23 protein-coding genes and 2 pseudogenes are annotated in these 26,490 nt (G+C 64.4%); 5 read left to right on the top strand and 20 right to left on the bottom strand.

The window, feature by feature from the left end; translation table 11 throughout:
* Nucleotides 1–6: 6 nt before the first annotated feature.
* Nucleotides 7–1,482: a PLP-dependent aminotransferase family protein gene (locus tag DID96_RS10165; RefSeq protein ID WP_124599225.1), complete on the top strand. Its 1,476-nt coding sequence runs from the start codon at nt 7–9 to the stop codon at nt 1,480–1,482.
* On the opposite strand, the gene DID96_RS10160 is transcribed toward DID96_RS10165, so the two are convergent.
* On the bottom strand, nt 1,477–2,913 hold the full coding sequence (locus DID96_RS10160; protein ID WP_124599224.1) for a nicotinate phosphoribosyltransferase: 1,437 nt from the start codon (nt 2,911–2,913) through the stop codon (nt 1,477–1,479). The genes DID96_RS10165 and DID96_RS10160 overlap by 6 nt on opposite strands.
* 72 nt (nt 2,914–2,985) lie before the next feature.
* Nucleotides 2,986–4,026, bottom strand: a complete 1,041-nt coding sequence (locus DID96_RS10155; RefSeq protein ID WP_124599223.1) for a bifunctional nicotinamide-nucleotide adenylyltransferase/Nudix hydroxylase — start codon at nt 4,024–4,026, stop codon at nt 2,986–2,988.
* Between the two features lie 320 nt (nt 4,027–4,346).
* Here DID96_RS10155 and DID96_RS10150 point away from each other — a divergent pair, with 320 nt between their 5' ends.
* Both DID96_RS10150 and DID96_RS10145 read left to right on the top strand, forming a co-directional pair.
* The gene (locus DID96_RS10150; protein ID WP_124599222.1) at nt 4,347–5,129 is read left to right on the top strand and encodes an N-acetylmuramoyl-L-alanine amidase; all 783 of its coding nucleotides are present in this window, start codon (nt 4,347–4,349) and stop codon (nt 5,127–5,129) included.
* A gap of 49 nt (nt 5,130–5,178) precedes the next feature.
* Complete coding sequence (locus tag DID96_RS10145; protein ID WP_124599221.1) at nt 5,179–5,568, top strand: lysozyme inhibitor LprI family protein; 390 nt, start codon at nt 5,179–5,181, stop codon at nt 5,566–5,568.
* A 61-nt stretch (nt 5,569–5,629) separates the two neighbouring features.
* Here DID96_RS10145 and DID96_RS10140 read toward each other — a convergent pair whose 3' ends face one another.
* From DID96_RS10140 to DID96_RS10125, 4 genes are read right to left on the bottom strand one after another with little or no spacing between them, the layout of a single operon-like run.
* Nucleotides 5,630–6,877 carry a cytochrome-c peroxidase gene (locus tag DID96_RS10140; RefSeq protein WP_124599220.1) on the bottom strand — a complete coding sequence of 416 codons (1,248 nt, stop codon included), beginning with the start codon at nt 6,875–6,877 and terminating at the stop codon, nt 5,630–5,632.
* Between the two features lie 11 nt (nt 6,878–6,888).
* Nucleotides 6,889–8,115, bottom strand: coding sequence for an alkaline phosphatase family protein (locus DID96_RS10135; protein WP_124599219.1), 1,227 nt, complete (start codon nt 8,113–8,115; stop codon nt 6,889–6,891).
* Nucleotides 8,116–8,159: 44 nt separating this feature from the next.
* Nucleotides 8,160–8,930: a Tat pathway signal protein gene (locus tag DID96_RS10130; RefSeq protein ID WP_124599218.1), complete on the bottom strand. Its 771-nt coding sequence runs from the start codon at nt 8,928–8,930 to the stop codon at nt 8,160–8,162.
* Nucleotides 8,931–8,963: 33 nt separating this feature from the next.
* A complete protein-coding gene (locus tag DID96_RS10125; RefSeq protein ID WP_124599217.1) occupies nt 8,964–9,791 on the bottom strand; it encodes a hypothetical protein in 828 nt (275 codons plus the stop codon).
* A 353-nt stretch (nt 9,792–10,144) separates the two neighbouring features.
* Here DID96_RS10125 and DID96_RS10120 point away from each other — a divergent pair, with 353 nt between their 5' ends.
* Nucleotides 10,145–10,738 carry a TetR/AcrR family transcriptional regulator gene (locus tag DID96_RS10120; protein WP_124599216.1) on the top strand — a complete coding sequence of 198 codons (594 nt, stop codon included), beginning with the start codon at nt 10,145–10,147 and terminating at the stop codon, nt 10,736–10,738.
* A gap of 17 nt (nt 10,739–10,755) precedes the next feature.
* Here DID96_RS10120 and DID96_RS10115 read toward each other — a convergent pair whose 3' ends face one another.
* From DID96_RS10115 to DID96_RS10105, 3 genes are all read right to left on the bottom strand, one after another.
* Nucleotides 10,756–12,102 (bottom strand): glutamine synthetase family protein, encoded by a 1,347-nt coding sequence (locus tag DID96_RS10115; protein ID WP_124599215.1) that lies wholly within the window; start codon nt 12,100–12,102, stop codon nt 10,756–10,758.
* Between the two features lie 147 nt (nt 12,103–12,249).
* Nucleotides 12,250–12,807: a helix-turn-helix domain-containing protein gene (locus DID96_RS10110; RefSeq protein ID WP_124599214.1), complete on the bottom strand. Its 558-nt coding sequence runs from the start codon at nt 12,805–12,807 to the stop codon at nt 12,250–12,252.
* A 26-nt stretch (nt 12,808–12,833) separates the two neighbouring features.
* Nucleotides 12,834–14,123 (bottom strand): FAD-binding oxidoreductase, encoded by a 1,290-nt coding sequence (locus DID96_RS10105; RefSeq protein ID WP_124599213.1) that lies wholly within the window; start codon nt 14,121–14,123, stop codon nt 12,834–12,836.
* A 210-nt stretch (nt 14,124–14,333) separates the two neighbouring features.
* Between DID96_RS10105 and asd the strand changes: the two genes are divergently transcribed.
* A complete protein-coding gene (gene asd / locus DID96_RS10100; RefSeq protein WP_124599295.1) occupies nt 14,334–15,173 on the top strand; it encodes an archaetidylserine decarboxylase in 840 nt (279 codons plus the stop codon).
* 31 nt (nt 15,174–15,204) lie between these two features.
* On the opposite strand, the pseudogene DID96_RS10095 reads toward asd, so the two are convergent.
* From DID96_RS10095 to DID96_RS10045, 11 genes and pseudogenes are all read right to left on the bottom strand, one after another.
* Nucleotides 15,205–16,548 (bottom strand): annotated as a pseudogene (locus tag DID96_RS10095) (LLM class flavin-dependent oxidoreductase).
* An 81-nt stretch (nt 16,549–16,629) separates the two neighbouring features.
* Nucleotides 16,630–16,761 (bottom strand): annotated as a pseudogene (locus DID96_RS10090) (DOPA 4,5-dioxygenase family protein); the annotation flags it as partial.
* Nucleotides 16,762–16,781: 20 nt separating this feature from the next.
* The gene (locus DID96_RS10085; protein ID WP_124599212.1) at nt 16,782–17,213 is read right to left on the bottom strand and encodes a biopolymer transporter ExbD; all 432 of its coding nucleotides are present in this window, start codon (nt 17,211–17,213) and stop codon (nt 16,782–16,784) included.
* 11 nt (nt 17,214–17,224) lie between these two features.
* Nucleotides 17,225–17,647, bottom strand: coding sequence for a biopolymer transporter ExbD (locus DID96_RS10080; protein ID WP_124599211.1), 423 nt, complete (start codon nt 17,645–17,647; stop codon nt 17,225–17,227).
* 12 nt (nt 17,648–17,659) lie between these two features.
* Complete coding sequence (locus tag DID96_RS10075) at nt 17,660–18,601, bottom strand: MotA/TolQ/ExbB proton channel family protein (RefSeq protein ID WP_124599210.1); 942 nt, start codon at nt 18,599–18,601, stop codon at nt 17,660–17,662.
* 67 nt (nt 18,602–18,668) lie between these two features.
* Nucleotides 18,669–19,406, bottom strand: coding sequence for an energy transducer TonB (locus tag DID96_RS10070; RefSeq protein ID WP_124599209.1), 738 nt, complete (start codon nt 19,404–19,406; stop codon nt 18,669–18,671).
* A gap of 36 nt (nt 19,407–19,442) precedes the next feature.
* The gene (locus DID96_RS10065; protein WP_124599208.1) at nt 19,443–19,787 is read right to left on the bottom strand and encodes a DUF3088 domain-containing protein; all 345 of its coding nucleotides are present in this window, start codon (nt 19,785–19,787) and stop codon (nt 19,443–19,445) included.
* 99 nt (nt 19,788–19,886) lie between these two features.
* On the bottom strand, nt 19,887–20,927 hold the full coding sequence (locus DID96_RS10060) for an LLM class flavin-dependent oxidoreductase (RefSeq protein ID WP_124599207.1): 1,041 nt from the start codon (nt 20,925–20,927) through the stop codon (nt 19,887–19,889).
* A 90-nt stretch (nt 20,928–21,017) separates the two neighbouring features.
* Entirely contained in the window at nt 21,018–22,811 is a 1,794-nt protein-coding gene (locus DID96_RS39380) for an amino acid ABC transporter permease/ATP-binding protein (protein ID WP_124599206.1), read from the bottom strand.
* 23 nt (nt 22,812–22,834) lie between these two features.
* Nucleotides 22,835–23,836, bottom strand: coding sequence for an LLM class flavin-dependent oxidoreductase (locus tag DID96_RS10050; RefSeq protein ID WP_124599205.1), 1,002 nt, complete (start codon nt 23,834–23,836; stop codon nt 22,835–22,837).
* A gap of 150 nt (nt 23,837–23,986) precedes the next feature.
* Nucleotides 23,987–26,482: a TonB-dependent siderophore receptor gene (locus DID96_RS10045; protein ID WP_124599204.1), complete on the bottom strand. Its 2,496-nt coding sequence runs from the start codon at nt 26,480–26,482 to the stop codon at nt 23,987–23,989.
* Between the last annotated feature and the right edge of the window lie 8 nt (nt 26,483–26,490).

The raw sequence follows: 26,490 nt of genomic DNA, 5'->3' as shown, positions 1-26,490 counted from the left end.
CTCGCGATGACCCACACCGATCAGAACCTCGTTCCGCCCACGCTGTCGCGTACGCGCGTGGAAACCGTGATGGACACGCTGCGCGCGCGAATCGCGAGCCGCGCGCTGATGCCCGGCGCGCGGGTGCCGTCGATCCGGATGATGGCCGACGCGCTGCAGGTGTCGAAATCGACCGTCGTCGACGCGTACGAACGGCTCGCGAGCGAAGGCGTGGTCGTCGCGCGGCCCGGGTCGGGCTACTACGTGTCGGGGCATGCGCCGCCGCTCGTGCTCGCGGATCTCGCGCCGCGCCTCGACCGCGAACTCGATCCGCTGTGGCTGACGCGCCAGTCGCTCGAAACCGGCGCGGCCGCCGCGAAGCCGGGTTGCGGCTGGCTGCCGTCGTCGTGGCTGCCCGACGACAGCCTGCGCCGCGCGCTGCGCGCCGTGTCGCGCGACGAATCCGACGTGCTCACCGACTATGCGACGCCGCTCGGCCTGCCCGCGCTGCGCCAGCAGCTCGCGTGGCGGCTTGCGCAGCATGGCGTGCAGGCGGATCCTGCGCAGATCGTGCTGACCGACGGCGGCACGCACGCGCTCGATCTCGTGTGCCGCCTGTTGCTGGAGCCCGGCGACACGGTCGTGCTCGACGATCCGTGCTACTTCAATTTCCAGGCGCTGCTGCGCGCACACCGGGCGCGGATCGTCAGCGTCCCGTACACGCCGAACGGCCCCGACCTCGCGCGCTTCGAGCGGACGCTGATCGAGCATCGACCGCGCCTCTACATCACCAACGCGGCGCTGCACAACCCGACCGGCGCGACGCTCGCGCCGCCCGTCGCGCACCGGCTGCTGACGCTCGCGGCGGAACACGGCCTGCTGATCGTCGAGGACGACATCTTCGCGGACTTCGAGAGCACGCCCGCGCCGCGCCTCGCGGCGTTCGACGGGCTCGCGCGCGTGCTGTCGATCGGCAGTTTCTCGAAGACGCTGTCGGCGGCGATGCGCTGCGGCTACATCGCCGCACGTGCGGAGTGGATCGAACCGCTGGTCGATCTTAAGCTCGCGACGTCGTTCGGCAATGCGCAGCTCACGGCGAACGTCGTGCATCGCCTGCTGATCGACGGGACGTACCGCAGACACATGGACGGCTTGCGCGCGCGGCTCGCGGACGCGATGGGCGAGACGATCCGGCGGCTGACGCGCACCGGGCTCGGGATCTGGACGGAGCCGCGCGGCGGGCTGTTCGTATGGGCGGAATTGCCGGACCGGCTCGACGCCGCACGGGTCGCGCGTCACGCGCTGGACGAAGATGTCGTGTTCGCGCCGGGCAACGTGTTCAGCGCATCGCACAGTGCGACGTCGTTCCTGCGTTTCAACGTGTCGCGTTGCAAGGGTCCGGCGGTGTTCGACGCACTGGCGCGGGCGATGGACGCCGCGCGGCGCGACGAACGCGCAACGGCGGCGCCAGCCGACGCGCGTGCGCCGGCGCGGGGCTTATGACACCTCGCCCGCGTGCGCCCGTGCCCGCACCTCGGCCAACGACACGTCGACCCGCAGCCGCCCCGTATCGAACACCGTCTCGAGCGCGTCGTCCCATTCGCTTTCGACCGCGCGGTCGTCCCACGCCACCGGCAGCGTCGCGGTCCGGTATTCGCCGGTGCGGCGGTTGCGCAGCAGCGTCAGGCGCCCCTTCTTCGAGCGCTTGCCTGCGTCGGTGACGGGATCCTTGCAGACGTCGTGCCACACGCCCGCGCGGCGGATGGCCGAGCACTTCATCGCGAAGCGCTGCGTGTCGCGGTTCACCCGCTGCAGCAGCGCGCCCCCCATCCCGAACACGACGTTGCCGGCCGCGTAGCCCGCGTCGTCGAGCGAGGACAGGATCGCTTCGATCGACGTCGCGTCGACGCCATCGCCCTGGATCACGCGCACATGCTTCAGTACACGCCGGCCCTTGCCGTTCAGCGTCGAGCCAAACGACGCGTCGAGCGCACGCACGGTCTGCAGCACGATCGTCACCGGGTCGCCGGAATCGGGCCGCACGACGAGCGTCGCGCCGGAGTCGATCACGGCCTGCTTCAACTCGCCGCCCCACATGTCGAGCGCCGCGAACAGATCGTAGGAATCCGATACGACCGAGACGATCGCGCCCGGCAGGCCGAAGCGGCGCAACATGTTGCGGTACGCATCGGCTTCGCCGTCGCGCCCCCACGACGTGATCGTGCTGTGCTCGGCCGCCGGCACCGAATACGCGGCCATCGGCTCGCGATAGAAGCGGTTCGCGGCGAGCACGCCGAGCACCGTGTCCGAACCCATGAAGCTGACGAGGTGCGCCGCGCCGCCGATCGCCGCCGATTCCGCGCTCGACACGCCGCGCGCGCCGAAGTCGTGCAGCTTGAACGGCAATTGCGCGAGATCGTCGTCGGTCTTCTCGAGGAAGCGGCGGATCGTTTGCCGCAGGTGCCAGCTCTGCGTCGCAACCGTCACCGGATACCACACGCGCAGCAGCATCGTCTCCAGGTACGACGCGAGCCAGAACACCTGCGGGTCATCGCATTCGACGGTCATCAGCACGTTGTGCGTCGGCACGACCGAGCCTTCGGGCACCGCGCGGATCTTCACCGGCAGGTAGCCGTCGTAGCGCTCCACGATATAGCGCCAGCCCGCTTCGTTGAACGGCTCGCCGTGCACAGCGAAAAAGTCGCGCGCGTCGTCGATCATCGCGTGCGTGACCGGCTTGCACAGATATTCCTTCAGCAGCATCTGCAGGCCGAAGAACACCGTGCGGTCGTAGCGGCCGCCGCGCGATTCGACGTACGAGAACATCGCGGTCGCGTCGGCCGGATATTGCAGGAAGTGGGATGCCTTGTATGAATCCGTGTTAAGGATCGGGTTGGCGAGTACCGCGGCAAAGCCGCCGAGATCGTTTTGCATGGCTAGAGCTCCTCTAGGCCGTTGGACAACCGTCGCGTCTGTCGCGACGGCGGAATGCGGGGAATCAGAGGATCAGAGTTTCCCCAGGAAGTGATAGGCGATGTCGAAGTGATCCTCGAACATCATGCTGCGCATCTGCGCGAATTCGTTGAGCGGCACCCAGCGCGCCTTGTCGGCGTCGTCGCTGCCTTTCACGCGCGGCAGTTCGCCGGTCGGGAAACTGAACAGGCACGCATGCGTGATCGTGCGGCCGCGCAGCGAGCGGGTCGGATGATCGAACACCTGGCGATCCTTGATCGAGCCGCGCAGCACGGGCTCCGGCAGCTTCAGGCCGGTTTCCTCGCGCAGCTCGCGGATGCACGCGGTGTCGAGCCGTTCGTCCTGGTTCACGAAGCCGCCCGGCAGCGCCCACAGGCCGCGGCCCGGTTCGCTGCGCCGGCGCACGAGCAGGATATGGCCCGAGTGCACGACGACTGCATCGACGGTCACGAACGTGACCGGATACGGCGCGGCGGCCCACGCCTTGCGATACGCGGCGATAAACTCGGCCTCCGCCTTCAGCTGCGCGAATTCCGGCTGCGTGCGGAAGCGTTCGAGCCAGCCGAACACGGGTTCGGGCACCGCCCATTGCACGAAGCTGTTCGGGCGTTCCGCGAAATACTGGTCGCGGATTTCGGTGGCGGAGATGTCTTCCGTCGCATCGGCCTCGACCAGTTCCCATTGCGGGAACATCCGCAGGTAATACGACGTAGCGTCCTTCTCGTGGCCGATCAGTCCGATCTTCTTCTGCGGGACGTCGCCGAGCGCGGACGCGACGGCATCCTGCACCCAGCGCACCCAGTCACCGTCGTTGTACGTCGAGTCCTGCACGGGCACGATCGTCAAGCGGTCACGCTCGGACGCGTCGAGCAGCGATGCCAGCATCTGGCGGCGCTCGTCGAACGAGAACGGATCCTTGATGGTGCGGGGCTTGTCGGTCGACCCGATCAGCACGCAGACGCGCTCGGCCCGGCTCAGTGCCAACTTCAGCACGTTCAGGTGACCACGATGCGGAGGCTGGAAACGACCAATGAAGACAAGCGCGTCGAAGCGCATGGTGTGTTGCGTACTCATGAGGCTCCCTCAAGAGATAGAAACGCTTCGGGTCTGTCCCGAAGGCATGGAATGGATCGTAGAAGAATTTTCGAGATGCGTCAATCGAGCGCACGCGCCACTTGACGATGGCTGACGAAGTGCGTCGCGCAGCACGTACTCGCCTGAACGGCGCCGCCGCGTCTTTTACACGCCGCCTTCACCCGATTCGACGCGTGCGTTTTTGTCATTGCGGGGTCGCCGGCTGCCGCTATAATCGCCCGCACATTCCGACTGCTGGATGCAGGCCGACGGCACCGCGCCGATTTGTCGAACGCAGCCGCAACCCAATGACAACAAGAATGAACCGAACCGTCCAACGCCTTCGCCCGTTCGCAGGCGCCGCCGCGCGCGCAATCGCCTGCGCGGCGCTGCTCGGCGCACCGCTCGCGCTGCGCGCAGCAGACACCGCGCCGGCCGGCAACGCGCACGTCGCCAGCGCGCATGTCGCAAGCGCGCATGCCCCGTACATCGTGGTCGACACCGGCCACACGCCGGCCCACCCGGGCTCGACCGGCGCGAGCGGCCGCGTCGAATACCTGTACAACCTCGATCTGTCGGGCGCGATCGCCAAACGGCTCGCCGACGACGGCGACCGCGTGCTGCGCACGTCCGCGGACGGCCGCGAGATCAAGCTCGACCAGCGATCGACGCAGGCGCCCGATGCCGACCTGTTCGTGTCGATCCATCACGATTCGATGCAGCAGCAATTCATCGACGCCGGCCGGCAGCGCGAATTCCATGGTTTCGCGGTGTTCGTGTCGGAGCGCAATCCGCATTACGAACAGAGCCTGCGCTGCGCGAAGGCGATCGCCGCGAAGCTCATCGCGGCAGGCGAGACGCCGTCGCTCTATCACGCGCAGCCAATCCGCGGAGAAAACCGTCCGCTGATCGACGCGCACCTCGGCATCCACCGCTTCGACGATCTCGTCGTGCTGCGCACCGCGCCGATTCCGGCCGTGCTCGTCGAAGCCGGCGTGATCGTCAATCCCGACGAAGAGAAGCGGCTCGCGCAGCCCGAGACGATCCAGCGCCTGTCCGCCGCGATCGCGGGCGGCATCGAAGCGTGCACCGCGTCCGAATGACGACGCGGCGCACCCGCATCACCGGTTTTTACCCAGCCAGGAGCATCAAATGAAAAAGAATCTGCTCGCCGCATCCTGCGCACTGTTCGCGCTTGCCGTTCCTTTCGCCGCGCACGCGGCAGGCTGCGCGAAGCCGCGCAGCGCATTCGACCAGGTGTACTGCAGCAGCACGCAGTTCTCGCAGATCGACCGCGAGCTGAACGACCAGTACGGCCGCCTGCGCAAGCAGTTGAGCGGCGACCAGCAGGCGTCGCTGAAGACGGGCCAGCTCGCGTGGCTGAAGCAGCGCGACGACAAGTGCAGCTATACGCGCGACGACGGGTACTACGTAAACCTCGAGTGCGCGATCGACATGACGCAGTCGCGCCTGTCGTTCCTGCGCGAGCGCGATCGCGAGTGCTCGAGCACGGGTTGCGTGTCGTCGAAGATGGGCCAGTAATCGCACGCAAGCGCGGCGGCATCCGTCCTCGCGCACAGCCCGTCATCCGTGCGGCAGGCACTCAACGGCCACGAGTTGCCGGATGCTCCGATGCATAGCCATCACTGAGCGTCGAAAGAAACGCCGCTACGTCGGCAATGTCCACGTCGCTCCAGACCGGCCGCTCGCCACGCTTGCGTGTCAGAGGCTCGTCGGTCGTATCGACGTTGCTTCGCAGGTTCGCGGACAAATCGTCGAACTTGACGACATGCCGATGCGCATCGGACGAATACCACTTCTCCGGGTTCGTATCGCGCTGCACGTAGAACCGCAGCGCGCTCTTCAGCGTATGGAAACGCCCGTTGTGGAAGAACACCCGACGCGTCGCGACATTGCGCAACGACGGCGTCTTGAAGAGTCCGCAATTGGTCTTGTCGGTGGACTGATCCGTCCGGAGCGGGCCGCATAATCCCATGTCGAAGTAGTCCGGATCCGCATTGACGCGCAGTTCGCGGTTGCGTGGCACGCCCAGCGCCTCGAACGTGAAGTCCGTCAGCAGTGGATGGGCACCGTTCGCCCCTGGCTGGTCGATGTGACACGACGCGCAGTTGCCGCGCGCGGGATCGTCGAATAGCCGTTTTCCGCGCAATTCCTGCGCGGTCAGCGTGGCCTTGCCGTCGAGGTACGCGTCGAATTTGCTCGAGTACGGATGAAAGCCCGGATCGTCGAGTTCGAAGCGCTCGATTGCGACCATCGCCTGCGCGAACGCCTGCTTCGGATCGTCGAACACGTGCACGCCGAACACGGCCCGGAAACGCGCGGCATACGGCGCGCGCCGCAGTTTGGCCACCACATCCTCGGGGCTCTTGTTCGCCATTTCGTTCGGATTGAGCAGCGGGAACGACGCCTGGTCCTGCAAATGGTTGAAGCGCCCGTCCCAGCCGAACCCGCCCGCCGGTGCGTTGTCGGCGTCCGTCAAGCGCTCCGCCTGACTCGCGGCCACCGGATGCGACCAGATCGGTGTCCTGTTCAATACGTAGCGCAGGCTGGGCACTGCGCGGGTGCCCTGATGCTTCAGGTCGGCACCGCCCAGCTGCGCGGCGAGGCCGTTCGGCGGCCCGTACGCATGCGACGGGCTGTGGCACGTTGCGCACGACATCTTGCCTGACGCCGACAAGGACGGATCGAAAAAGATCAGCTTGCCGAGCGCGGCCGCGTCGCTCTCGGTGGCCGCGCCGGTCTGCGCTTGGCCGGATGCGATGCCGAGCCAGACCGTGACGGCCGCGGCGAGCGCGCCGCGAACCGTCCGCCGCAATGTAAAGCGGGTCATCGTCGATCAGCCTACAGACTGGTGAAGATATCCGAGCCGAAGCTCTGCAGGCCCGCCTGCCCCGCATAGCCGAGATGATCGAGTCCAAAGATATCCTCGACACTCTTCAGCAGCGAATAATGGTTGTACGCGACCGTCGACACCGTGCCCGGCTTGATGAACTTCGAGATCATCACCGCTCCGGTCTGATCGCCGCCGTAACTCTGCTTGGCCAGATTGATCGTCATGCCCTTGTAGGTGAGCGACGACGTTTGCGGGAACGGTGCGAGATTCGGCCCCGGTTGCTGGCTGCAGCAGGTCGTGCCCGCGAACGTGAGATCCGTGACGCCGGGTGACGGCTGCGAAACGGTCGCATAACTGCTTTCGTCGAAGTTGATGATCAGCAGGCCGTCCTGCTGGAACGCAGGCGACGCGGTAATCATCGGCACCCACTTCTGCAGGAACGCATTGGCGCTCGTCAGACCACCAGGCTGACCGTTCACGCACGGCGCGTCGTGACCGTCATTGCACAGGTTCGGCGTGATCAGATTGAAATTCGCGGTGGTATCGATCGATTTCAGATCGTTCGCCAGATTATTCAGATTGACGACGTTCTTCCCGCAATCGGGCGAATCGATGATCGAATGGAAGTACATGAACGGATTGTGGCGCGTCGCGTACTGATCCCCCGCCGGCACCATGGCGCTCGGCGCCTGCGCGATCTGCGTGAGATCGGTCGTGTTCAGCGTCGGGTGGCCGCAGGTTCCCGCCTCGCGCGACGGATCGTTGCCCATGTCCTCCTCGTAACCCTTCCACGTGAAGCCGGCTGCCTTCAACTGGTCCGGCAGCGTCTTCACGCTCGCCGGATACACGCAGCCCGCGCCGATCGCCTGACCGTCGGGCGTCATGCCGCTCAGCTTGAAATCCGAGTAGGTCGGGCAGTCGTTGTCCGTTTCCTTCGTCGGCGACTGCCCGCTGATCATCGCGATGTAGTTGTCGAGGCTCACGTGGCCCGTTCCGTAATACTGCTGCACGAACGCCCCTTGCGACGTGAGCGTGTTCGCCAGATACGGCGCCTTAGTGTTCGCGCCAAACGTGGTCGCGTAGTTTTCGTTTTCGAGCGTGATGACAAAGACATGGCGCACCTGCTGCAGACCGGTCGCCTGCACGGACGACGAACCGCACCCGGCGACGATGAACGCCAAAAGTGAACCCAGCGCCGCAACAAACGCCGCGCGCATCCAGTAACGACGAGACATAAAACTCCCGAACCTGATGGTGGAATGGAACGACCCGAAGGGGCTTACCCGTTCGGATACTGCTGATTGATGAGGGTGAGGCGGAGCGCGGCCAACTGGGCCGACAGATTGCTCAGCAAGTAGAGGTCACGCCGGCGGTTGGCCGGTTGCAGCGCCGTGGCGTCGTAAAGCGACGGCAACGCCAGACCCGCGGGCACAGCCGAATTCATGCCGGCTGCGTTCGACAGCTGAACCGCGAGCGAGGCCTGGTCGCGATGGGTCACGACGCCCACGGTGCCCAGCGCGGCAGCAGAGCCGGCCTGCTTGACGATGGCGGCCGCAACGACATCCGGCGTCGGCACGGTGACCGTGCCGTTGGCGGCCACGACGGGCGGCGCTACCGAAGTGACAGCAGCGCTCAATCGATATTTCGACGCCAGCACGCTGGCAACTTCCCACTGCGCATAAATCGGAGCGGACGTCTTTTGGTGAAGCTGGAAAACCGTGTCGGCAATCTGTTCGTTCACGGGGCCTGGGGCCGGCATCGCGCCTGCACCCGCAGATGACGCTGCGTTGCCGAAGCTGTAAGCCACGATCGCGCGGATCTGGCCGACGTCGACGGACGGCGGAGTCCACGAGAAGAACACGTTGAACAGATAGCCTGTATCCGTGTTCGCGATCGACGGGTCGTTCAGCTCCGTGGTCAGCTTGCCCAGCATCTGGTGTCGAAGCTCGGCATCCGAAGCAGGAACGGTATCGGCGAAAGCGGGCGTACTCAAGGCGCCCAGGGCTGCGAATGCGGGTACGGATGCCAGAAAATGGCGGCGTGTTTGCATGATGGTGAGTCGCGTGGGTTTGGGCAGGCTGCATCAGCCGTGCGGATAGGCCTGGCTCGTGAGAATCATCGATTTCATGATCATCTGCGAGTACATGTCGTGCACGAGATAGAGGCTGCGGTTGCGCGTCCAGGGCTGGCCAGACTGCGAATCGTAGAGCGTCGGGAGCGGGACCTTCTTGGCGCCGAAGGCCTTCATGCCGACCATCTGCGATATCTCGATGCAGCGCTTCACATGGTCGCGGTGTGCTACCACCGACACGTTACCCATTGCCGCCGCGCCGCCCGCCCGAGCAAGTGCCGCGCCTGCCACGCCAGCGGTGCTCAGGTAAACAATGGTGCCGTCGCTTGCGATTTCCGGCTCGATCGAGGTCAGCACGCCGGAACCCATCTGATACTTCGACACCAGAAAGCGGGCGATCTCCCACTGCGCAAAAACCCGGACAGGCTTCAGCCGATAGGTCTTGTAAACAGCATCGGCCAGTGCCTCATTGATGGGGCCGGGGTCCGGCAACGCTGCCTGATTGACGCCCGTGCTGGACGTGTTTCCGCTTGCCGCGTTCGGGCGGTTGCCGAAGCTGTACGCGACGATCGCGTTGATCTGGGCCGCCGGAATGAGCGGGTAATCCCAGGTGAATCCGACGTCCATCATCGCGGGTTCGATCGCGTTGGCGGTCGCGGCATCACCGAGTTGCGCGGTCAACTTTGCGACCATTTGCGCCTGGAGTTCGGCGTCGCTGACCGGAACCGGGGTCGCGGCAATGTCGTCCCCACCGCAGGCGCTCAGTACCGACGCGGCTGCCATCGCCGAGCCTGTAGCAAGAAAATTTCTGCGCGGGAGAGCGGGTGAATTTCTATTCATTAGCAGTGCAAAATTAAATCCGGATTGAAGGTGTGTGGCGCGTCAACGTCGAGCCCGCCAAGTGGGCGGCCTGCCGGGCGACATCGGCCTCGTCATTTCGAAAGCAAGAACGCGCTGATGGCGTCAGCCTTCAACCCGCTTACGAAAAGACGCTCGAACCCTGCCCGGGACTGCCGTCGTGGCCACGGTCGCACGCGGCCACGGCCTATCGCCGTGCCGCCGACGACGCACGTGGCAGACAGCCAGCCTGCGCGGGCAAGATTTAAACAAACATGTATGTTTAATTTATGACATGCGATGCGGTCGCCGTGGCGCTGGGTCCGCGCGTGCATAGTTCACGTACAATCACGCCCATGCGAACACAAGCCGAGCGAAGTACGTCCACAAGGGAGCTGCTGATCAAGGCAGCCGTTGCGCTGCTGAACGAGCAAGGCTACACAGCCTTTGGAGAAGCTCGGGTATGTGAACTGGCGGGTATCAGCCGGGGCGCGCTGCGTTATCACTTTCCGGGTGGGCGCTACGACTTGCTTCCCGCCGTGGTGGCGTATCTGATCGACTACGAAGCGACGTGGCTGGAAGCGCTCGGACCCATGTCGGCCACGGTCCGGTTTCACTTGTTGCTGCACGCCGTGCTGCGGCGCGGCCGGCGCCACCCGCCTCTGGCAATGTTCGAAATCTGGATGGCGGCGCGCAGCGATGCCCGCTTGAGCGAAGGCATCGACCCGCTGCTCGCCACCGTGCCAAAGCGCATATATGGCATGGAGCCTCACGATCACACCAACCCTGAACTCCTGGCTTTGCAGCTGTTGCTTCAGGGCCTGGCGGTCCAATGTTCCGGGGCTCACTATGATCGCGACCAGGCGGCCAGGGCGGTGGAGTGCCTGTTGAACAAATTGACGCCGCCTGAGGAACTCCCTGAGTTGCTGGTGCGTATCGAGTCTCTATAAACCACGCGCCGGACGCTTCACAGAAACCACCGATACTCCCGCGCCCCGATCTCGTTCATGAAGTCGAGCTGCTCCTGCCGCTTGTTCTCGCAGTAGACCATCACGAATTCGCTGCCGAGCCCTTCGCGCACGGCCGGATGATCCTGCATCGCGGCGACCGCCGACAGCATGTCCTTCGGGAAATTGATGCCGCTGCCGCGATCGTCGTTGAGCGGCGCGATCGGTTCCTTGCCCGCATCGAGTCCGTATTCCATCCCCGTCAGGATCGCGGCCAGCACGAGATACGGATTCGCGTCCGCGCTCGCGAGACGATGCTCGATCCGCAGGTTGCGCGCATCCGATTCGGGAATCCGGATGCACGCGTCGCGATCCTCGAAGCCCCAGCTCGCGCGGCTCGCCGCGTTCACCATCGACCCGTAGCGCCGGAACGCGTTGTGGTTCGGCGCGAACACCGGCATGCAGTGCGGCAGCAGCGCGAGGCAGCCCGCGACCGCATGGCGCAGCGGGCGCTGCCCGTCCGCCGCGAGCAGGTTGCGCCCCGCTTCGTCGTACAGGCTCACGTGCACGTGCATCCCGCTGCCCGGCGCATGCAGGTACGGCTTGCCCATGAAGCTCGCGCGATAGCCGTGCCTGAGCGCGACGCCGCGCGTGCTGCGGCAGAACAGCGCCGACCAGTCGGCCGCGCGCAGCCCGTCGTCGGTGTGGCCGAAGTTGATCTCGAACTGGCCGGGCCCGAGTTCGGCGGTGATCACCGTCGCATCGACGCCCTGCTCGCACGCGGCTTCGACCATCTCGTGCAGCACGTCGGAAAACCGCGACAGGCGCTCGATATGCATGTTCGGCTGATCGTCGCGGTCGTCGCTCAGGCGGTCGCGCGGATACTGCGGCAGGCCGCCGTCGAGCTGCGCGCCGAACAGGTAGAACTCGAGCTCGAACGCGACGACCGGGCGGATCCCGCGCCGCGCGAGCCGCTGCAGCACGCGCGCGAGCACCTCGCGCGGCTCGAACTCGATCGGCGCGTCGGTGCCGTCGGAGCTGATCAGCATCTGCGCGAGCGGCTGGCTTTCCCAGCGCACGGGCTTCAGCGTGCCGGGAATCAGCCGGCGCGGCGCATCCGGATCGCCGTCGTTGAAACAGTAGTCGCCGATCTTGTAGAGGCCGCCTTGCGTGCCGAGCAGCACGCAGTTCTGCGGCAGCTTCAGCAGCGACCCGGACGCGACCTTCTCGAGCGCGTCGATCGGATAGCGCTTGCCGTAGAAATGACCGGGCAGATCCAGGCAGATCAGGTCGACATAACGGATCTCGGGGTGCGTCTGGCGAAATGCCCGGACTTCATCGACCAGCGCGGATACGACGTCAGCCATGTTTCATCCTTCTTTTCGAGTGTGACGATGCCGCATTGCGGCGAACCGGAACGGACGGCCTGCGCCGTCATGCGATCCCGTCGATCAGTACTGCAGACAACATGCAGCGGACGCGGGCGCGGCCCGCGCGTCAACCGCAATGGAACCTCAGGTAAATACCCAGATAACCCTCGTCGGCGCTTCCGTCAGGTTCGCATAGCGGAACCGCCGGTGCGCGGGGAGCTGGAATGCATCGTTCGGGCCAAGCGTCACTGGCGTGTCGTCGCCGTCGAGCCAGATCGTCAGCTCGCCCTCGAGCACGAAGCCGCCCTGCTCGTCGCTGTCGTCGACGGGCCGATCGCCGCTGCTCGCGCCCGGCGCGAGATGGCTCTCGAGGATCGAGAAGCGTGCGCGCATGCTCGGCGACACGAGTATGTCGGTGATGCCCGCCGCGTAGTACACGGTGCGCCGCTCGTCGGGCCGCGTGACCCATGGCACGGAGCGCGGCTTGCTCAGGCTGTAGAAATACGTGGTCGGCACGCCGAGCGCCTCGCCGATCGCGGTCAGGTCCGCGACGGTCGGCCGCGACAGTCCGCGCTCCACCTGCGACAGGAAGCCGACCGAGCGGCCGATCCTGTCCGCCAGATCGTTCAGCGTGACTTTGCGGTGCTTGCGCAGATCGCGGATCAGGATCGCCAGGCTCTCGATCTCTTCCTGTTCGTTCATGGTGCTGTCCAGAGGTGGGTTGCGTGTCAGACGGTATCGCGCAAACGGTACCAGGCCTTGCCGATCGCTTCCAGCGGCGCGGCGAGCCGGTCGCCGCCCGGGAAGCGCGGGTTGCGGATCCGCTGGTACAGCGTCAGCAGCCGGTCGTCGCCAAGCACCGCGTCCGCGACGGCGCGCGCGGCCGCGAGCGTCGGCAGCACGCCGTGGCCCGAAAACCCCTGCAGCCAGTAGCGCTGCCCGTGGCGGCCGACGTCCGGCGTGCGGCGCATGCTGATGTCGATGTGCCCGCCCCACGCATAGTCGAGCGGCACGCCGCGCAATTGCGGGAACACGCGTTCGAGCGGCGGCCGCGTCGCCGCCGCGATGTCTGCCGGAATGCCGCCGAGATACGTGCAGCCGCCGCCGAACAACAGCCGGTTGTCGGGGCTCACGCGGAAGTAGTCGGGCACGAACTGGTTGTCGATCACGCAGCTGTTCTGCGGCAGCAGCGCGCGCGCGACCTCCGGATCGAGCGGCGCGGTCGCGACCTGGTAGGTGCCGACCGGCAGCAGCCGGCGCGCGAGGTGCGGATCGAGCCGGTCGACGTACGCGTTGCACGCGAGCACCAGCACGTCCGCGCGCACCTCGCCGCCGGCCGTGCGCGCGACGTAGCCGCCGGGCGTCTCGCGATAGTCGAGCACGCGGCTCTGCTCGAAGATCCGGCCGCCGGCGCGCTCGATCGTCTGCGCGACGCCGAGCGCGAGTTTCAGCGGATTCAGATGGCCGGCCTCGGGATCGTAGAGCGCGGCGAGATAGCGCGCGCTGCCGATCCAGTCGCCCATCTCGGCGTGCGGAATCACGCGCAGCCGCTCGTAGCCCCAGCGCTCGGCCGCCTCGTCGCGCGCCTGCACGAGCATCGCAACGCGGCGCGGCCGCACGGCCGCCCACAGGCTGCCGGGCCGGTAGTCGATGTCGAAGCCGTGCCGCGCGGGCAGTTCACGCACTTCGGCTGCCGCCCAGCGCATGCTGTCCCACAGTGCGCGCGCGCCGTCGCGGCCAAGCGAATCCTCGATCGGCGGCATGTCGCACGACCAGCCGAGCAGCGCCTGCCCGCCATTGCGGCCCGACGCCGCCCACGCGACGCGGCTCGCCTCGAGCACCGCAACCCGCTTGCCGGCCAGCGCGAGACGCAGCGCCGTATGCAGCCCGCTGAAGCCCGCGCCGACGACCAGCACGTCGACGTCGACGCGCTCGTCCAGCGCGGGACGATGCGGGATCGGCACCGGATGGGTGCCGGCGTAATAGCTTGCGACGTGGCGATCCGACTGCACGAACATGCGGACTCCCGTGAAATTATCGTCGATAAATTTCATGAAAAATTAGCACGACAATTTCACGGCGGCAAGCGCGGGACAAAAATCCGGCTCGCGCCGCTTGAGTCCGACGAACTACATCGATCACCTTGTCCGCTGCCTAAGGGCGTTCAAGCTGGCGACCTGTCGAATGAGCGATACTTTTGGTTTTGTCCGAACCTGGGAAAACCACTTGTGTCCGAGCGCCTATTCGTCCAATTGCAGCATCTGCTGCCAAAGCTCCTCATCACACGCCTGCTCGGCTTTCTCGCGCGCCAGCGCGCCGGTGCCTTGACGCGATGGGCGATACGTCGCTTCATCGCCCGCTACAACGTCAACCTGGCGGAAGCCGTGCAGAGTGACCCAGGCGCCTATGCCACCTTCAACGACTTTTTCACCCGAGCGTTGCGGCCCGGCGCGCGCCCTCTGGCGACAGCGCGACTCGTTTGTCCGGTGGACGGCGCGATCAGCCAGTTCGGTCGCATCGAGTGCGACCAGATCTTCCAGGCCAAGGGCAAATCCTTCAGCAGCAGTGCCTTGCTGGCTGGCAATGAGGAACTTGCACGCCAGTTCGATGACGGCCTGTTCGCCACCCTCTATCTCAGCCCGCGTGACTACCACCGCATCCACATGCCGTGCGACGGCCGCCTGCTGTCAATGAGCTATGTACCAGGCGAGTTGTACTCAGTGAACCCGGCCACCGCGCGAGGCGTCGACGCGCTGTTCGCGCGCAACGAGCGCGTAGTGTGCCACTTCGACTCGCCACACGGCCCGTTCGCGCTAGTGCTGGTGGGCGCCACCATCGTCGGCAGCATAGCGACCGTGTGGCACGGCGTAGTCAACCCGCCACGCAGCCCCAGCGCGCGCCACTGGGATTACCGCGACCGGAGCATCAACCTGAAGCAGGGCGACGAGATGGGGCGATTCCTGCTAGGTTCAACCGTGGTCCTCCTGTTCCCGCGGGGACCACTCCAGTTCAATCGCGACTGGGCGCCGACACGCGCGGTGTGCCTGGGTGAGGCGATGGCCGACTGAGTCCAGGCAACGGTCAGCACCACGCGCATCGTTACGCCGCCGCGTGACGATTGTGCGGATATGGCACATCGAGATGGTCACGCAATGTCGTTCCCCGATACTCGGTGCGGAACAGGCCGCGTTGCTGGAGGATCGGCACCACGTGCTCGACGAACTCGGCGAATGCCGTAGGCGTCCCGCCCCCGACGATGAAACCGTCCGCGGCGCGGGATTCGAACCATTCCTGCAGCGCGTCCGCAATACGCTCGGGCGTACCGATGAAACCCGGGCGCGGCGCGGCCGATTCGAGCGCCACCTGGCGCAAGGTCAGGCCGCGCTCTCGCGCATTGCGCTTGATTTCGTCCGTCCCGCTGCGGAAACTGTTGCTGCCGAGATCGCCAATATCCGGGAACGGCTCGTCAAGCGGGTACTGGCTGAAGTCGTGATGCTCGAAAAACCGGCCGAGGTGGTCAAGCGCGCTCCCGATCGTGATCAGCTTCAGACTCTCCTAGTAGCGCTGCTCGGCCTCGTCGGCCGAACTGCCCAGGATCACGCCGATCCCCTGGAAGATCTTCAGGTCGTCAGGGTGGCGCCCTTGCGCGATCACATGCTGCTTGAGATCGGCATAGAACTCGCGCGCCTGGGCCAGCGTATCGTGATGCGTAAAGACTGCATCCGCCTGCTTCGCCGCAAGCTGCTTGCCCGCGTCGGACGCGCCGGCCTGAAACAGAATCGGGCGGCCCTGCGGCGTGCGGCCGACGTTCAGCGGCCCCTCGACCGAGAAATACTTGCCCTTGTGGTTGAGGGTATGGAGTTTGGCCGGATCGAAGAACACCCCGCTCGCGCGATCGCGTACGAACGCATCGTCCTCCCACGAATCCCAGAGGCCCTTCGTGACCTCGAGGTATTCGTCGGCGATCCGGTAGCGCTCGTCATGTTCCGGGTGCTCCGTACGCGAAAAATTCCTTGCGGATCCTTCGAGCGGCGAGGTCACCACATTCCAGCCCGCGCGCCCCTGGCTCAGATGGTCCAGGCTCGCAAACTGCCGGGCAACCGTGAACGGCTCGCTGTACGACGTCGACAACGTGCCGACCAGCCCCACCCGTTCAGTGAGCGCCGACAGTGCGGACAGCAGCGTGAGCGGCTCGAACCGGTTCAGGAAGTGCGGAATCGATTTCGCATTGATATGAAGGCCGTCCGCGACGAACACGAAATCGAATTTCCCCGCCTCGGCCTGACGGGCGACGCTCTTGACGAAGTCCGGGTTGATGCTCGCGTCGATGACCGCGTCCGGGTGACGCCACCCGGCGTAGTGACCACCAGGTCCGTGGATCGTCGCACCGAGGTGAATCTGCCTGGAACGCTCCGTCGGTTGCAACGTACTTGCTTCGCTCATGATTGAATATTCCTACGTTATCCTGAATTGAAGAATATCGATTCCGTCCTGTCGTCAATCAGCTCGCCCACGGCGCTCCAGTCAAGTGGGAGCAGGAATCGACCCGTTTTCCAAGGCAGACAGATTCAGCGCATAAGCCCGCCCGATCCATACCGCAGAATCGCGATGGTCGCGTAGCGCATCATCGGTATTCGGATGAAGCAAGATATCGAGTCATGGGATTTTGCGAGTCCTCACTGCATGTACTGCTCGTTGCCGATCAACCCGATCTTCGTCGCGCCTTCGCGCTGGGCGGCAGCCAAAACTTCGGCCACCGCCCGGTAAGGCGCGGCCTTGTCCGGGCGCAGCCGGATCTCGTCCTGGTCGGCCTCGGCGGCCACCTGGCGGAACTTCGCCTGCAGCCCCGCTGCCCCGCCCACCGCTGTGCCGTTCCAGTTGATCGCGCCATCCGCGCCGATATCGATCTGCACCACCTGCGGCAGATGCGGCGGCGGCGGCGGGTTCCCCACCGGCAGGTTCATCTTCACCGAATGCATCTGGATCGGGATCGTGATGATCAACATGATCAGCAGCACCAGCATCACGTCGATCAGCGGCGTGGTGTTGATGTCCACCATCACGTCCGGCTCGTCCCGGCTTCCCCCGGAACCTACATTCATACCCATCTTTCGAACTCCTAGCCCCCGCGAGCGGGCGGCTCCGTGATGAACGCAACCTTGACGATCCCCGCTCGCTCGCACGCCGTCACGACCTTGCCGATGTACTGATAGGGCGTGGCCTGATCGCCGCGCACATGCACGTCCGGTTGCGGCGTCTGCGTCGAGGTCTCCTTCAACCGCGACACCAGCGTCGGCAGATCCACGTGTTCCGTGCCCCAGAAAATGTCGCCCTGCCGGTTCACCGCGACCTCGATGCTTTTCGGCTGCGTCTGCAGCGGCTGTATCCGCTCATGCGGCAACTGCACCTGGATCGTGTGCGTCACCACCGGGATCGTGATCAGAAAGATGATCAGCAACACCAGCATCACGTCCACGAGCGGCGTCGTGTTGATTGCCGAGATGACCTCGTCGTTGTCGTCACTGCCAACACTGATTGCCATGACCGACTCCGCTTACGGCTGGAGCGCATGAAGCGCCCGCGATGGCTGCACTGCTTTCGCCGCGACACTGCCAGCCGCCCGTTTTCCGCCCGCAAGCAACACCGTGTGCAGCTCTGCGCCGAAGTTGCGCACGCGCTCCATCACGGCCTTGTTCCGGCGCACGAGGAAGTTGTAGCCCAGCACGGCCGGCACGGCCACCGCCAGCCCGATCGCGGTCATGATCAGTGCCTCGCCGACCGGACCCGCGACCTTGTCGATCGACGCCTGCCCGGCGATGCCGATGGCCGTCAGCGCGTGATAGATGCCCCACACCGTACCAAACAGGCCGACGAATGGCGCGGTCGACCCCACCGTGCCGAGGAACGCGAGGCCGTCCTGCAGGCGATTCGAGACGTTGGTGATCGAGCGCTCGATGTTCAGGTCGATCCAGGTATTGCGGTCGACCGAATCGAGCAGCGCCGTGTCGTGGTGCTCGCCTGCGTCGATCGCATTCTCGGCGATGAAACGGAACGGCGACGATTCATCGAGCTGGGCAGCGCCCAGGGCGAGCGTCGGTGCATTCCAGACCTGTTCGTCGGCCGACTTCGCGCGGCTGTTCGCGCGGGCTTGCTCGAGAAACTTGGTCACCATGATGTACCAGCTGCCGAGCGACATGATCACGAGCAACGCAAGCACGAAACGGGCAACGAAGTCGCCGTTTGCCCACAGCGCGCCCAGACCATAAGGATTCTCGACGGTCGCCGACGATGCCGGCTCGGGCGGCGGCACGGCCTGGTCGGCCACGCTTGCCGCAGCGGGTGTCGTCACGGCCGGCGCGGCGCCGGACGCTACCTGAACCGGGGCGGATGCAGCCCCGGCCTGGGCAAACGCGGCCTGCGATACAGCCAGCGTGCCCCCGGCACCGGCAGTGATCATCAAACCTGCCGCGAGTGCGGCGCGAAAACGCTTTTTCATAAGGACTCCATATACGTCACTATCGATTCGGAGGCTGGCCAGATCAAACGGTTTCCCGTGATCCGCCTCAGTTCAGGTTAAAGGAAAACGGTACCTGCACACGCACGGACTGCCCCTGGGCGATGCAGTGGAAGCGCTTGACAGCCTTGAGCGCCGCACGATCGAGCACCGGATCAGCCGACTTCGCGACTCGCACGTTCGTCACGTGGCCGTCCGGATCCACCGTAAACTCGATCGTCAAATCGCCGGTGATGTTGTTGTCCTGCGCCTCCTGCGGATAAACGATCGACGAGCGGATCTCATCCGAATTCGGGCAGACCACACCAATCTCGTGGTTCACCGGCTTGGCTTCCGGTACGGGCGCCGGCGCAGGTGGCGCCTCGTGCACGGGCGCAGTGGGTGCAGGCGCACTCTGGTGCGTAATGGTCGCTTGCGGAGGAGCCTGTACGTGCACTTCCGGCGGCGGGACGAACGGCGGCGGCGGCGGTGCGACGCGCGGCTTCGACACGATCCTTTCAACCGGCTTCGGCGGTGGAGGCGGCGGTGGTGGCGGCTTCACCGGCACGATGATGCGGGTCTCGATCGGCTGCTGGACGATCTGAACGACCCGCGTCGCCAGGCCGTTCACGAGCGCCCATATCAGGATGACATGCAGGACGACGGCAATGGCGACACCACCAAAGCGACGTACAGGGTTGGTCTGCTTCCTGCCGAACTCGCGCGGGCGGCCCATTGCCGCGAGTCGGGATCGAGAGCCGGTCAGTCTCTCGCCCAGGTGTGTGGCAGATGTATCCAGTGACGACATCGCGAATTTCACCAAAAGATAATGAAATGAATAGCCTTAATGCACTTTGGGGTATCCGTGCCGCTCAGCCAGCAGGGCCAGGATGCGTTTCGTGTCGGTCACGAAATGCTTGTCGCCCAGCGCCTGTGCGTCGTCGGGCACCGGGTGCTCGTCCCCGAGCACCAGCACTGGCAACCCCTGGTGCGCGTCGTCGAGCGCGGCGATGACGTCCGGTCTCGGCCGGGCAAACGGCACCCGTTTCACATCGAGCCGTTCAGCCCGCAACGGGTCGGCCGCCAGCAGCCCTTCGATCGGGATACCGTGGGGGCAGACGAAGCGCTCTCCCGGGTGGGCGGGATCGGTAAATCCGGGTTCAAGCAACAGCAACAGATCACGACTCATGGTCACCACCGTATTTCATTAAAGGTTGGATCGGACTGGATCCGGCTTCTGCCGCTCCATTCGACCTGGTTTCGTTAATTGACTTCGCATTCCTGTCTGTCAGGCCGCAACCGATTCCCGCTGATCGACCGGACGCCGGCCGAGTGCCGGCGCGATACGCGTGATGAAATCCTCGAGAATCTGCTGATAATTCTCGAACGGCAGGTCGTAAGGCAATTCGAGACGCAGTTCCCTCACCTGCCCGACAACGGGATCGGCCAGCAATCGCTCCACGATCTCATCCGAGGTGCCGACAAGATCCGGCGCGAACAGCGTGCGTCGTTCGCCCTGCGGCGCGAGTGTGCGTGCATGACGCCCTTCCGCAAAGGCCCGATAGCGTTCGCGGTCCTGGAAACTGGCGCCATCGGTCGGTACGATCACACGCCCCAGGGCGATACGGGGCGCCTGGGCTTCATTCCAGTGGGAGCGGTACAGATCCAGTTGCCGCAACTGGGCCTCGATATAGCTGTCGGTTCCCTCGCCCGTCGTCAGATTGCCGATCAGCAGGTTGAAGCCGTTACGGCCCGCCCACTCGATCGATCGGCGTGAGCCGCCGCCATACCAGAGCCGGCCAGTCAGCCCGGGCGCATAGGGACTCACGCGCGGCCGGACCCGGCCCGCGGCCGACTCCACGAACGTGTCTTCGTTACCGAGCCAGTCGCCGGCGAGATTGCGGCGCAGGCGGGCAACACGCGCATGCGAGAAGTCGACGAGATCCGGATCGGTATCGAAAAAACGTTCGCCCAGCAGCTCGCCATGATTCGGTGCACCCGCACTGAGTCCGACATTGAGCCGGCCCTTCGAGAGCACGTCCACGGTCGCGAGATCCTCAGCCAGCCGGAACGGATTCTCGTACCCCATCTGGATCACCGCCGTACCCAGTCCGATCCGCGTGGTGCGCTGGCTTGCCGCGGCAAGAAAGGTCGCTGCCGACGACACCGCACGCTCGAGATGGCGCTGCCGCACCCAGGCACTGTCGTAACCGAGTGCCTCGCCCGTGCGGAACAGTTCGAGCGTCCGCTCAAATCCCGCAGCTGCGCTCTCGTCCGGATAGTTTCCGGGTGTCAGGAAGGCAATATGATCAATACTCACGCTACTCATCTTTCGCGCCCCTCATTAATTTAGGACTGAATCTCGGTTGGCTTGAGAGCCGCCGCTACATTTTTTCCGCTTCGTTCGATCAGGATCCGCCTATGACAGCACCTTGGACAGGAACTCGCGCGTCCGCGGATGCGAAGGTGCCGCGAGCACGGCGGACGGCGGCCCCGCCTCGACGATGCGTCCGCCATCCATAAAGACGACCGTATCCGCCACCTCCCGCGCAAAACCGATCTCATGCGTGACGATGATCAGCGTGGTTCCGGAACGCGCGAGCTGACGAATCACGTCGAGTACTTCATTGACGAGTTCAGGATCGAGCGCGGAAGTCGGCTCGTCGAACAGCAGCACCTGGGGCTTGAGCGCAAGCGCGCGCGCAATCGCTACGCGTTGCTGCTGCCCGCCCGACAGTTGACGGGGCCACGCATCGGCCTTGCCCGCCAATCCAACACGGGCGAGCAACGCGCGTGCCTCCTCTTCGGCCTGTGCACGTGGCAAACCAGCGGCAAGCGGCGCCTCGATAATGTTTTCGAGAACGGTCAGGTGCGGAAACAGGTTGAAACTCTGGAACACCATGCCGACTTTTGCACGACGCTTCAGGACATCCTTTTCCTTGAGTTCGTAGAGCGTGCGTCCTTCACGGCGGTAACCGACGAGTTCACCATCGATGTCGATGAAGCCATCGTCGACCCGTTCGAGATGATTGACGGTGCGCAGCAGGGTCGACTTGCCGGAACCCGACTGGCCCAGAATCACGGTCACGCTTCCGGACGGGACGGACAGCGACACGTTATCGAGCACCTTCAGCGTCCCGAAGCTTTTCGATATGCGATGAATGCCGACGGCCGCCCCGATCCGCTGCTGCGCCCAGCCCGTTGCCTCTGCACCTGACACTCCGAGACGAACACCCGACGCGCGGGGAAGCAGTGTCTCGCCCGCCCGGCGACCTTTGCGCAGGAATGCTGACAATGGCGACACGGCGACATGGTCACGGGTTGCGCCGCGTGCATAGTAGCGCTCGATATGCACCTGGATTGCAGACAACACGGTCAGAATGATCAGATACCAGACCGTTGCAACCATCAGCAACGGAATCACTTCCAGATTGCGGTGGTAAATGATCTGAACCGTGTAAAAGAGATCCGGCATCGCAAGGATATAGACAACCGCCGTCCCCTTCGCCAGGCCGATCACATCGTTGAACGCTGCAGGCAGGATCGCGCGCATCGCCTGCGGCAACACGATGCGCCAGGTTTGTCTGGCGCGCGGCAGCCCGAGCGCGGCCGCAGCCTCGCGTTGCCCATGATCGACCGACAGAATCCCGCCGCGGATCGCCTCCGCTGTAAAGGCGGCCTGGGTCAGCGTGAGCCCCAGGATCGCCGCCATGAACGGCGTGATCAGATCCGTGGTCGGGCCGCGCAACAGCACGATGTCCGTGAACGGGATACCGAGCCTGACCGTGTCGTACAGATAGCCAAGATTGTTCAGCAACAGCAGCAGCACGATCGTCGGAATCGACCGGAACAACCAGATGTAGGCCCACGAGCACGCAGACAGCAATGGCGAGCGTGAAAGCCGTGCCAGCGCGAGTGGAATCGCCAGCGCGAATCCGAGAATCGCACCCAGCGCCGTCAGCAGCAAGGTCTGCCCCAGCCCTGCCAGTACGGCCTCCGAGAAAAACCACTGCGCAAAGACGTTCCAGCCCCAGTGCGGATTGTCGAGCGCCGAATAGAGCACGGCAACGATCAGTACGATCGCGAGAATCGTGCCAATCGTCCTCGCCGGATATCGGGCGGCAACGATCCGGTAATGGACAGGGTCAGGGGCCGACGGTGTGCCTTCCGGCACGAACCGCACATGACCGGCAATCGGGGAGATATCGTTCATCACGCTGCCTTCGTGCATGGCCGTTACACGCCAACAGTCTGCTCGACACCCGCCAGCGCTTCGATCGATGCGAGGCGCGACGCGTAATCCGCAACAGGGTTATCGATGACGAACTCGTCGATCCCGAAGCGCTCATGCAGCGCATCGAGTTCCCGGCGCACATCTTCCGGCGTCCCGGCGATCACCTGCGGATGCAGTTCATCGATCTGGTAGTCGGTGACACCCACCTGGCGGGCAAACTCCGCCGCGGCCTCCGGGCTCTGCAGGTTGACGCTCTGACCGTTACCGAGTCTCAGCTTGAAGATGCGCAGCGCGCCGACCTGGCGTTTAGCGTCTTCCGCCGATTGCGACGCCACCGCAAAGAGCGCCAGCAACGGCACATGCCCGGTAGCGTTGCGATAGACGTCGATCGAACGTTCGATGTTGGCGATATCGCCGTTGAAGTGACCTGCATAGCAGAATTGCCAGCCGTGCTGCGCAGCCAGTTCGGCGCTTTCCGGGCTGCCGCCCAGCAGGATGCGCTGCGGCGATTCCGGTGGCGCGGGCAATGCTACAGCGCCGGCGAGCGGATGATCGTCGGCTACCCCGTCTCCGAGAAACGCATCGAGCTCGGCGAGTTGACCGGCGAAGTCCGGCTTCTTCGCCTTGTCGTGAAACCACTGCAGCGCTCGCGTCGTGAGCGGCAAGCCACCGGGCGCCTTGCCCACTCCGAGATCGACCCTGCCCGGCGCGAGCGAAGCGAGCACCCGGAACGATTCGGCGACCTTGAACGGACTGTAGTGCTGAAGCATCACGCCGCCCGAACCCACGCGAATCCGCGATGTATGGGCGAGCAGATGCGAGATGAGAATTTCCGGTGCCGAACTGGCAAGCCCCGGCGCACCATGGTGTTCTGCAATCCAGTAGCGCTTGTAGCCAAGTGCTTCGGCACGCTTCGCCAGCCTGATCGTGAAACTCAGCGCGTCGTGCGCAGTCGCCCCTTCTGCGATCGGGCTTTTATCGAGAATCGAAAGGGAATAAGACATGAGACTCAACCTTGAAGGTAGGCAGACATACCGGATTCAGAAAACCGCCGACGGATGCCAATGGAGCAAAAATCAGGTACAGGTCTTCAATTATGGAGAACACCTGATGCATCCGTTACGGTCATTTCTGCTTTGGATATGAGCGACGAATCAGAACAGATAGCGCGCCCGAAGATAATAAAATCCACCATTGATACCGATCGTGCTGCCGCCGTCATACTGACTGCCTTCCAGCTGCGCTTCATACGGCAGCTTGTTCGGACGAACATCGAACAGGTTCTGCGCACCGGCCGCAATCTCGAACTTCTTGGTCACGTCATAACGCACTTCGACATCCGTGATATACCGCGCGGCATTCTCGAAGTGAATGAACTGTGAGGTCGAGAACGCGTTTGGACCGACAATGAAGGTCTCCTCATTCGAGGTCTTTCCGTAGCGCGTTTCGTGCAGCGTGACCGCCCACTTGTCGAGACGCCAGGTCCCGCCGACGATGATCTTGTTCTTCGGCGTCGTGGTAGACAGCGACGCGATCTGTTGACCGTTCAGCGACGGCTTGCCGTTCGATCCATTCGCCACGTGCGTGACCGACGTGGTATTCAGGTTCACCCCGAGATCCCAGTCCACCTGACCATACCGACCGAAACTGGTGTGGTAGGTGGCCGCCAGGTCGATCCCTCGGGTCCGCGTATCGGCGCCATTCGTGAAGTAGCTCGCACTGACCGCCGACGCCGGCACCGTCCCCGGAACCGTCAGCCCCGCGCCCTGGAGCGCGGCGATCGCCCCGGCACCGGATGCGGTTCCACCCAGAACGATCCGGTTGCGGATATTGATCTGGTAGGCATCGATCGTCACCTGCAGGTTGCGAACGGGATTCAGCACCAGCCCGAAGTTGTAGCTGGTCGATTGTTCGGGCTTCAGTGCCTGGGCGCCGATCAGGCGCGCCCCCGGTGACGTCGTGGCCAGGATACCGCCCACCGATGCGGGCGAGGTGGTCACGCTGGTATAGGATTCCTCCGCCAGCGACGGTGCACGAAAGCCTGTACTCACGCTGCCGCGAACAGCAATGGCCGGCGAGAACTGATAACGGGTGGAGACCTTGCCGTTGGTGGTATCGCCGACGTCGTTGTAGTGCTCGTAACGACCGGCGAGATCCACCTGCCATTTCGGCGTCAGGTAGGTCGACAGATCGATATACGTACCGACCACATTGCGCGAGACATCGCTCGCACTCACCGGCGCCAGCCCCGGCAATGCGGCCGAGCCGCCATCGATCCATGAAGACTGGTCGCCATCCCGGATCGTATAGGTTTCGCGACGTTGCTCGACGCCTACCGCGACGTTCAGCGGTGCCGGCAACAGCGGGACATTGAATGCCCGCGACAGATCGAGGTTATTCGTCAGCTGCGTATTGCTGACGGTCGACAGATGGAACTTGCGTGGCGTATATCCTGTTGCCGCATACAGTCCCGCATTGGCGGAATCGCGCATCCCGAACACTTCGTAATCCCCGCCGTAGGTCGTGCTCAGATCCCACGCCCAGCCGAACAGGTTCTTTCCCTTGATCCCTGCCGAGATCGAGTAATCGTTCTCGTTGATCGTTTCCACGGGCACGAACCCGTTCGGGTACACACGAGGAAGTACCGAAGGCGGACGAAAGTTCTGGTACGCCTCGCCGTTTCGGTGCGCATAGGTACCGAAACCATAAAGCTCCACGTCGTCGCCGAGGTAATAGCCGGCATTGAAGCCGACCGTCTCGCGCGAACTCGCCGGATCACCGAGGATAGGGTTGTAATAGCCTTGCCCCTGCGGGAACCGGCCGAAATAATCGTCCGGCCCGGTCCGGATCGTATGGTTCTGCCGATCAAATCCGGCACTCAGGTCGATGAATCCGTTGTCGGCAAGATTCAGGCCGATCGTTGCGGAATTGCTCGTCTTGAAACCGTCGCCGGAGTAGGTCTGCCCGTTGGTCGTGTCGAGTTCGCCACCGTGAGCGTTGCGCTTCAGGATGATGTTGATCACGCCAGCGATTGCATCGGAGCCGTACTGCGCGGAAGCTCCGTCACGCAGCACCTCGATATGGTCGATCAGACCAACCGGGATGGTGTCGATGTCCGCGCCCGTCGCCCCCTGGTTCAACCCCGGATCGAGCGTGATGTTCGCGGTCGTATGGCGGCGCTTGCCGTTCACCAGTACCAGCACATGGTCAGGCGTGAGGCCATGCAATGACAGCGTGTCCGTCAGCACGCCGGTATCGCCCGAATACGTGGTCTTGGTAATCGACGGCGACAGTGTCACCAGTGCATCGCGCAGGTTGGCCTGCCCCGTCGCTCGCAATTGCTCACCCGTGACCACGTCGATCGGCGTCAGGCTTTTGCTCGCACGGGTCTCCGTGCGCGAACCCGTGATCACCACGCGATCCTGAACTCTCACCGCGCCCTCCGGCGCTCCCTCCTTCGCTCCGTTCGTCGCTTGCCGAGCAGGCGATGCCGGCACCGCCGAACTGCTCGCGGGCGTCGCCGCGGCAGCAGCGCCGTCGCTCCCTTCCTGTGCCCAAGCCGTTCCATGGAATACGCCTGCTGCGACCGCAACCGATATCACTGTCCTGCGCGTTTTCAGCGAAACCCCTTCACCCCGCGTGTGCTGCATGATTTCTC

It is taken from the genome of Burkholderia sp. Bp8963 (assembly GCF_003854275.1).
Classification (GTDB): Bacteria; Pseudomonadota; Gammaproteobacteria; order Burkholderiales; family Burkholderiaceae; genus Burkholderia.
This window is presented reverse-complemented; position numbering and strand designations above follow the sequence as displayed.

Excerpts from the sequence above, each read along its gene's own strand:
- DID96_RS10165 (WP_124599225.1), top strand. The coding sequence starts at position 7 with ATGACCCACACCGATCAGAACCTCGTTCCGCCCACGCTGTCGCGTACG.
- DID96_RS10160 (WP_124599224.1), bottom strand. The coding sequence starts at position 2,913 with ATGCAAAACGATCTCGGCGGCTTTGCCGCGGTACTCGCCAACCCGATC.
- DID96_RS10155 (WP_124599223.1), bottom strand. The coding sequence starts at position 4,026 with ATGAGTACGCAACACACCATGCGCTTCGACGCGCTTGTCTTCATTGGT.
- DID96_RS10150 (WP_124599222.1), top strand. The coding sequence starts at position 4,347 with ATGAACCGAACCGTCCAACGCCTTCGCCCGTTCGCAGGCGCCGCCGCG.
- DID96_RS10145 (WP_124599221.1), top strand. The coding sequence starts at position 5,179 with ATGAAAAAGAATCTGCTCGCCGCATCCTGCGCACTGTTCGCGCTTGCC.
- DID96_RS10140 (WP_124599220.1), bottom strand. The coding sequence starts at position 6,877 with ATGACCCGCTTTACATTGCGGCGGACGGTTCGCGGCGCGCTCGCCGCG.
- DID96_RS10135 (WP_124599219.1), bottom strand. The coding sequence starts at position 8,115 with ATGTCTCGTCGTTACTGGATGCGCGCGGCGTTTGTTGCGGCGCTGGGT.
- DID96_RS10130 (WP_124599218.1), bottom strand. The coding sequence starts at position 8,930 with ATGCAAACACGCCGCCATTTTCTGGCATCCGTACCCGCATTCGCAGCC.
- DID96_RS10125 (WP_124599217.1), bottom strand. The coding sequence starts at position 9,791 with ATGAATAGAAATTCACCCGCTCTCCCGCGCAGAAATTTTCTTGCTACA.
- DID96_RS10120 (WP_124599216.1), top strand. The coding sequence starts at position 10,145 with ATGCGAACACAAGCCGAGCGAAGTACGTCCACAAGGGAGCTGCTGATC.
- DID96_RS10115 (WP_124599215.1), bottom strand. The coding sequence starts at position 12,102 with ATGGCTGACGTCGTATCCGCGCTGGTCGATGAAGTCCGGGCATTTCGC.
- DID96_RS10110 (WP_124599214.1), bottom strand. The coding sequence starts at position 12,807 with ATGAACGAACAGGAAGAGATCGAGAGCCTGGCGATCCTGATCCGCGAT.
- DID96_RS10105 (WP_124599213.1), bottom strand. The coding sequence starts at position 14,123 with ATGTTCGTGCAGTCGGATCGCCACGTCGCAAGCTATTACGCCGGCACC.
- DID96_RS10085 (WP_124599212.1), bottom strand. The coding sequence starts at position 17,213 with ATGGGTATGAATGTAGGTTCCGGGGGAAGCCGGGACGAGCCGGACGTG.
- DID96_RS10080 (WP_124599211.1), bottom strand. The coding sequence starts at position 17,647 with ATGGCAATCAGTGTTGGCAGTGACGACAACGACGAGGTCATCTCGGCA.
- DID96_RS10075 (WP_124599210.1), bottom strand. The coding sequence starts at position 18,601 with ATGAAAAAGCGTTTTCGCGCCGCACTCGCGGCAGGTTTGATGATCACT.
- DID96_RS10070 (WP_124599209.1), bottom strand. The coding sequence starts at position 19,406 with ATGTCGTCACTGGATACATCTGCCACACACCTGGGCGAGAGACTGACC.
- DID96_RS10065 (WP_124599208.1), bottom strand. The coding sequence starts at position 19,787 with ATGAGTCGTGATCTGTTGCTGTTGCTTGAACCCGGATTTACCGATCCC.
- DID96_RS10060 (WP_124599207.1), bottom strand. The coding sequence starts at position 20,927 with ATGAGTAGCGTGAGTATTGATCATATTGCCTTCCTGACACCCGGAAAC.
- DID96_RS39380 (WP_124599206.1), bottom strand. The coding sequence starts at position 22,811 with ATGAACGATATCTCCCCGATTGCCGGTCATGTGCGGTTCGTGCCGGAA.
- DID96_RS10050 (WP_124599205.1), bottom strand. The coding sequence starts at position 23,836 with ATGTCTTATTCCCTTTCGATTCTCGATAAAAGCCCGATCGCAGAAGGG.
- DID96_RS10045 (WP_124599204.1), bottom strand. The coding sequence starts at position 26,482 with ATGCAGCACACGCGGGGTGAAGGGGTTTCGCTGAAAACGCGCAGGACA.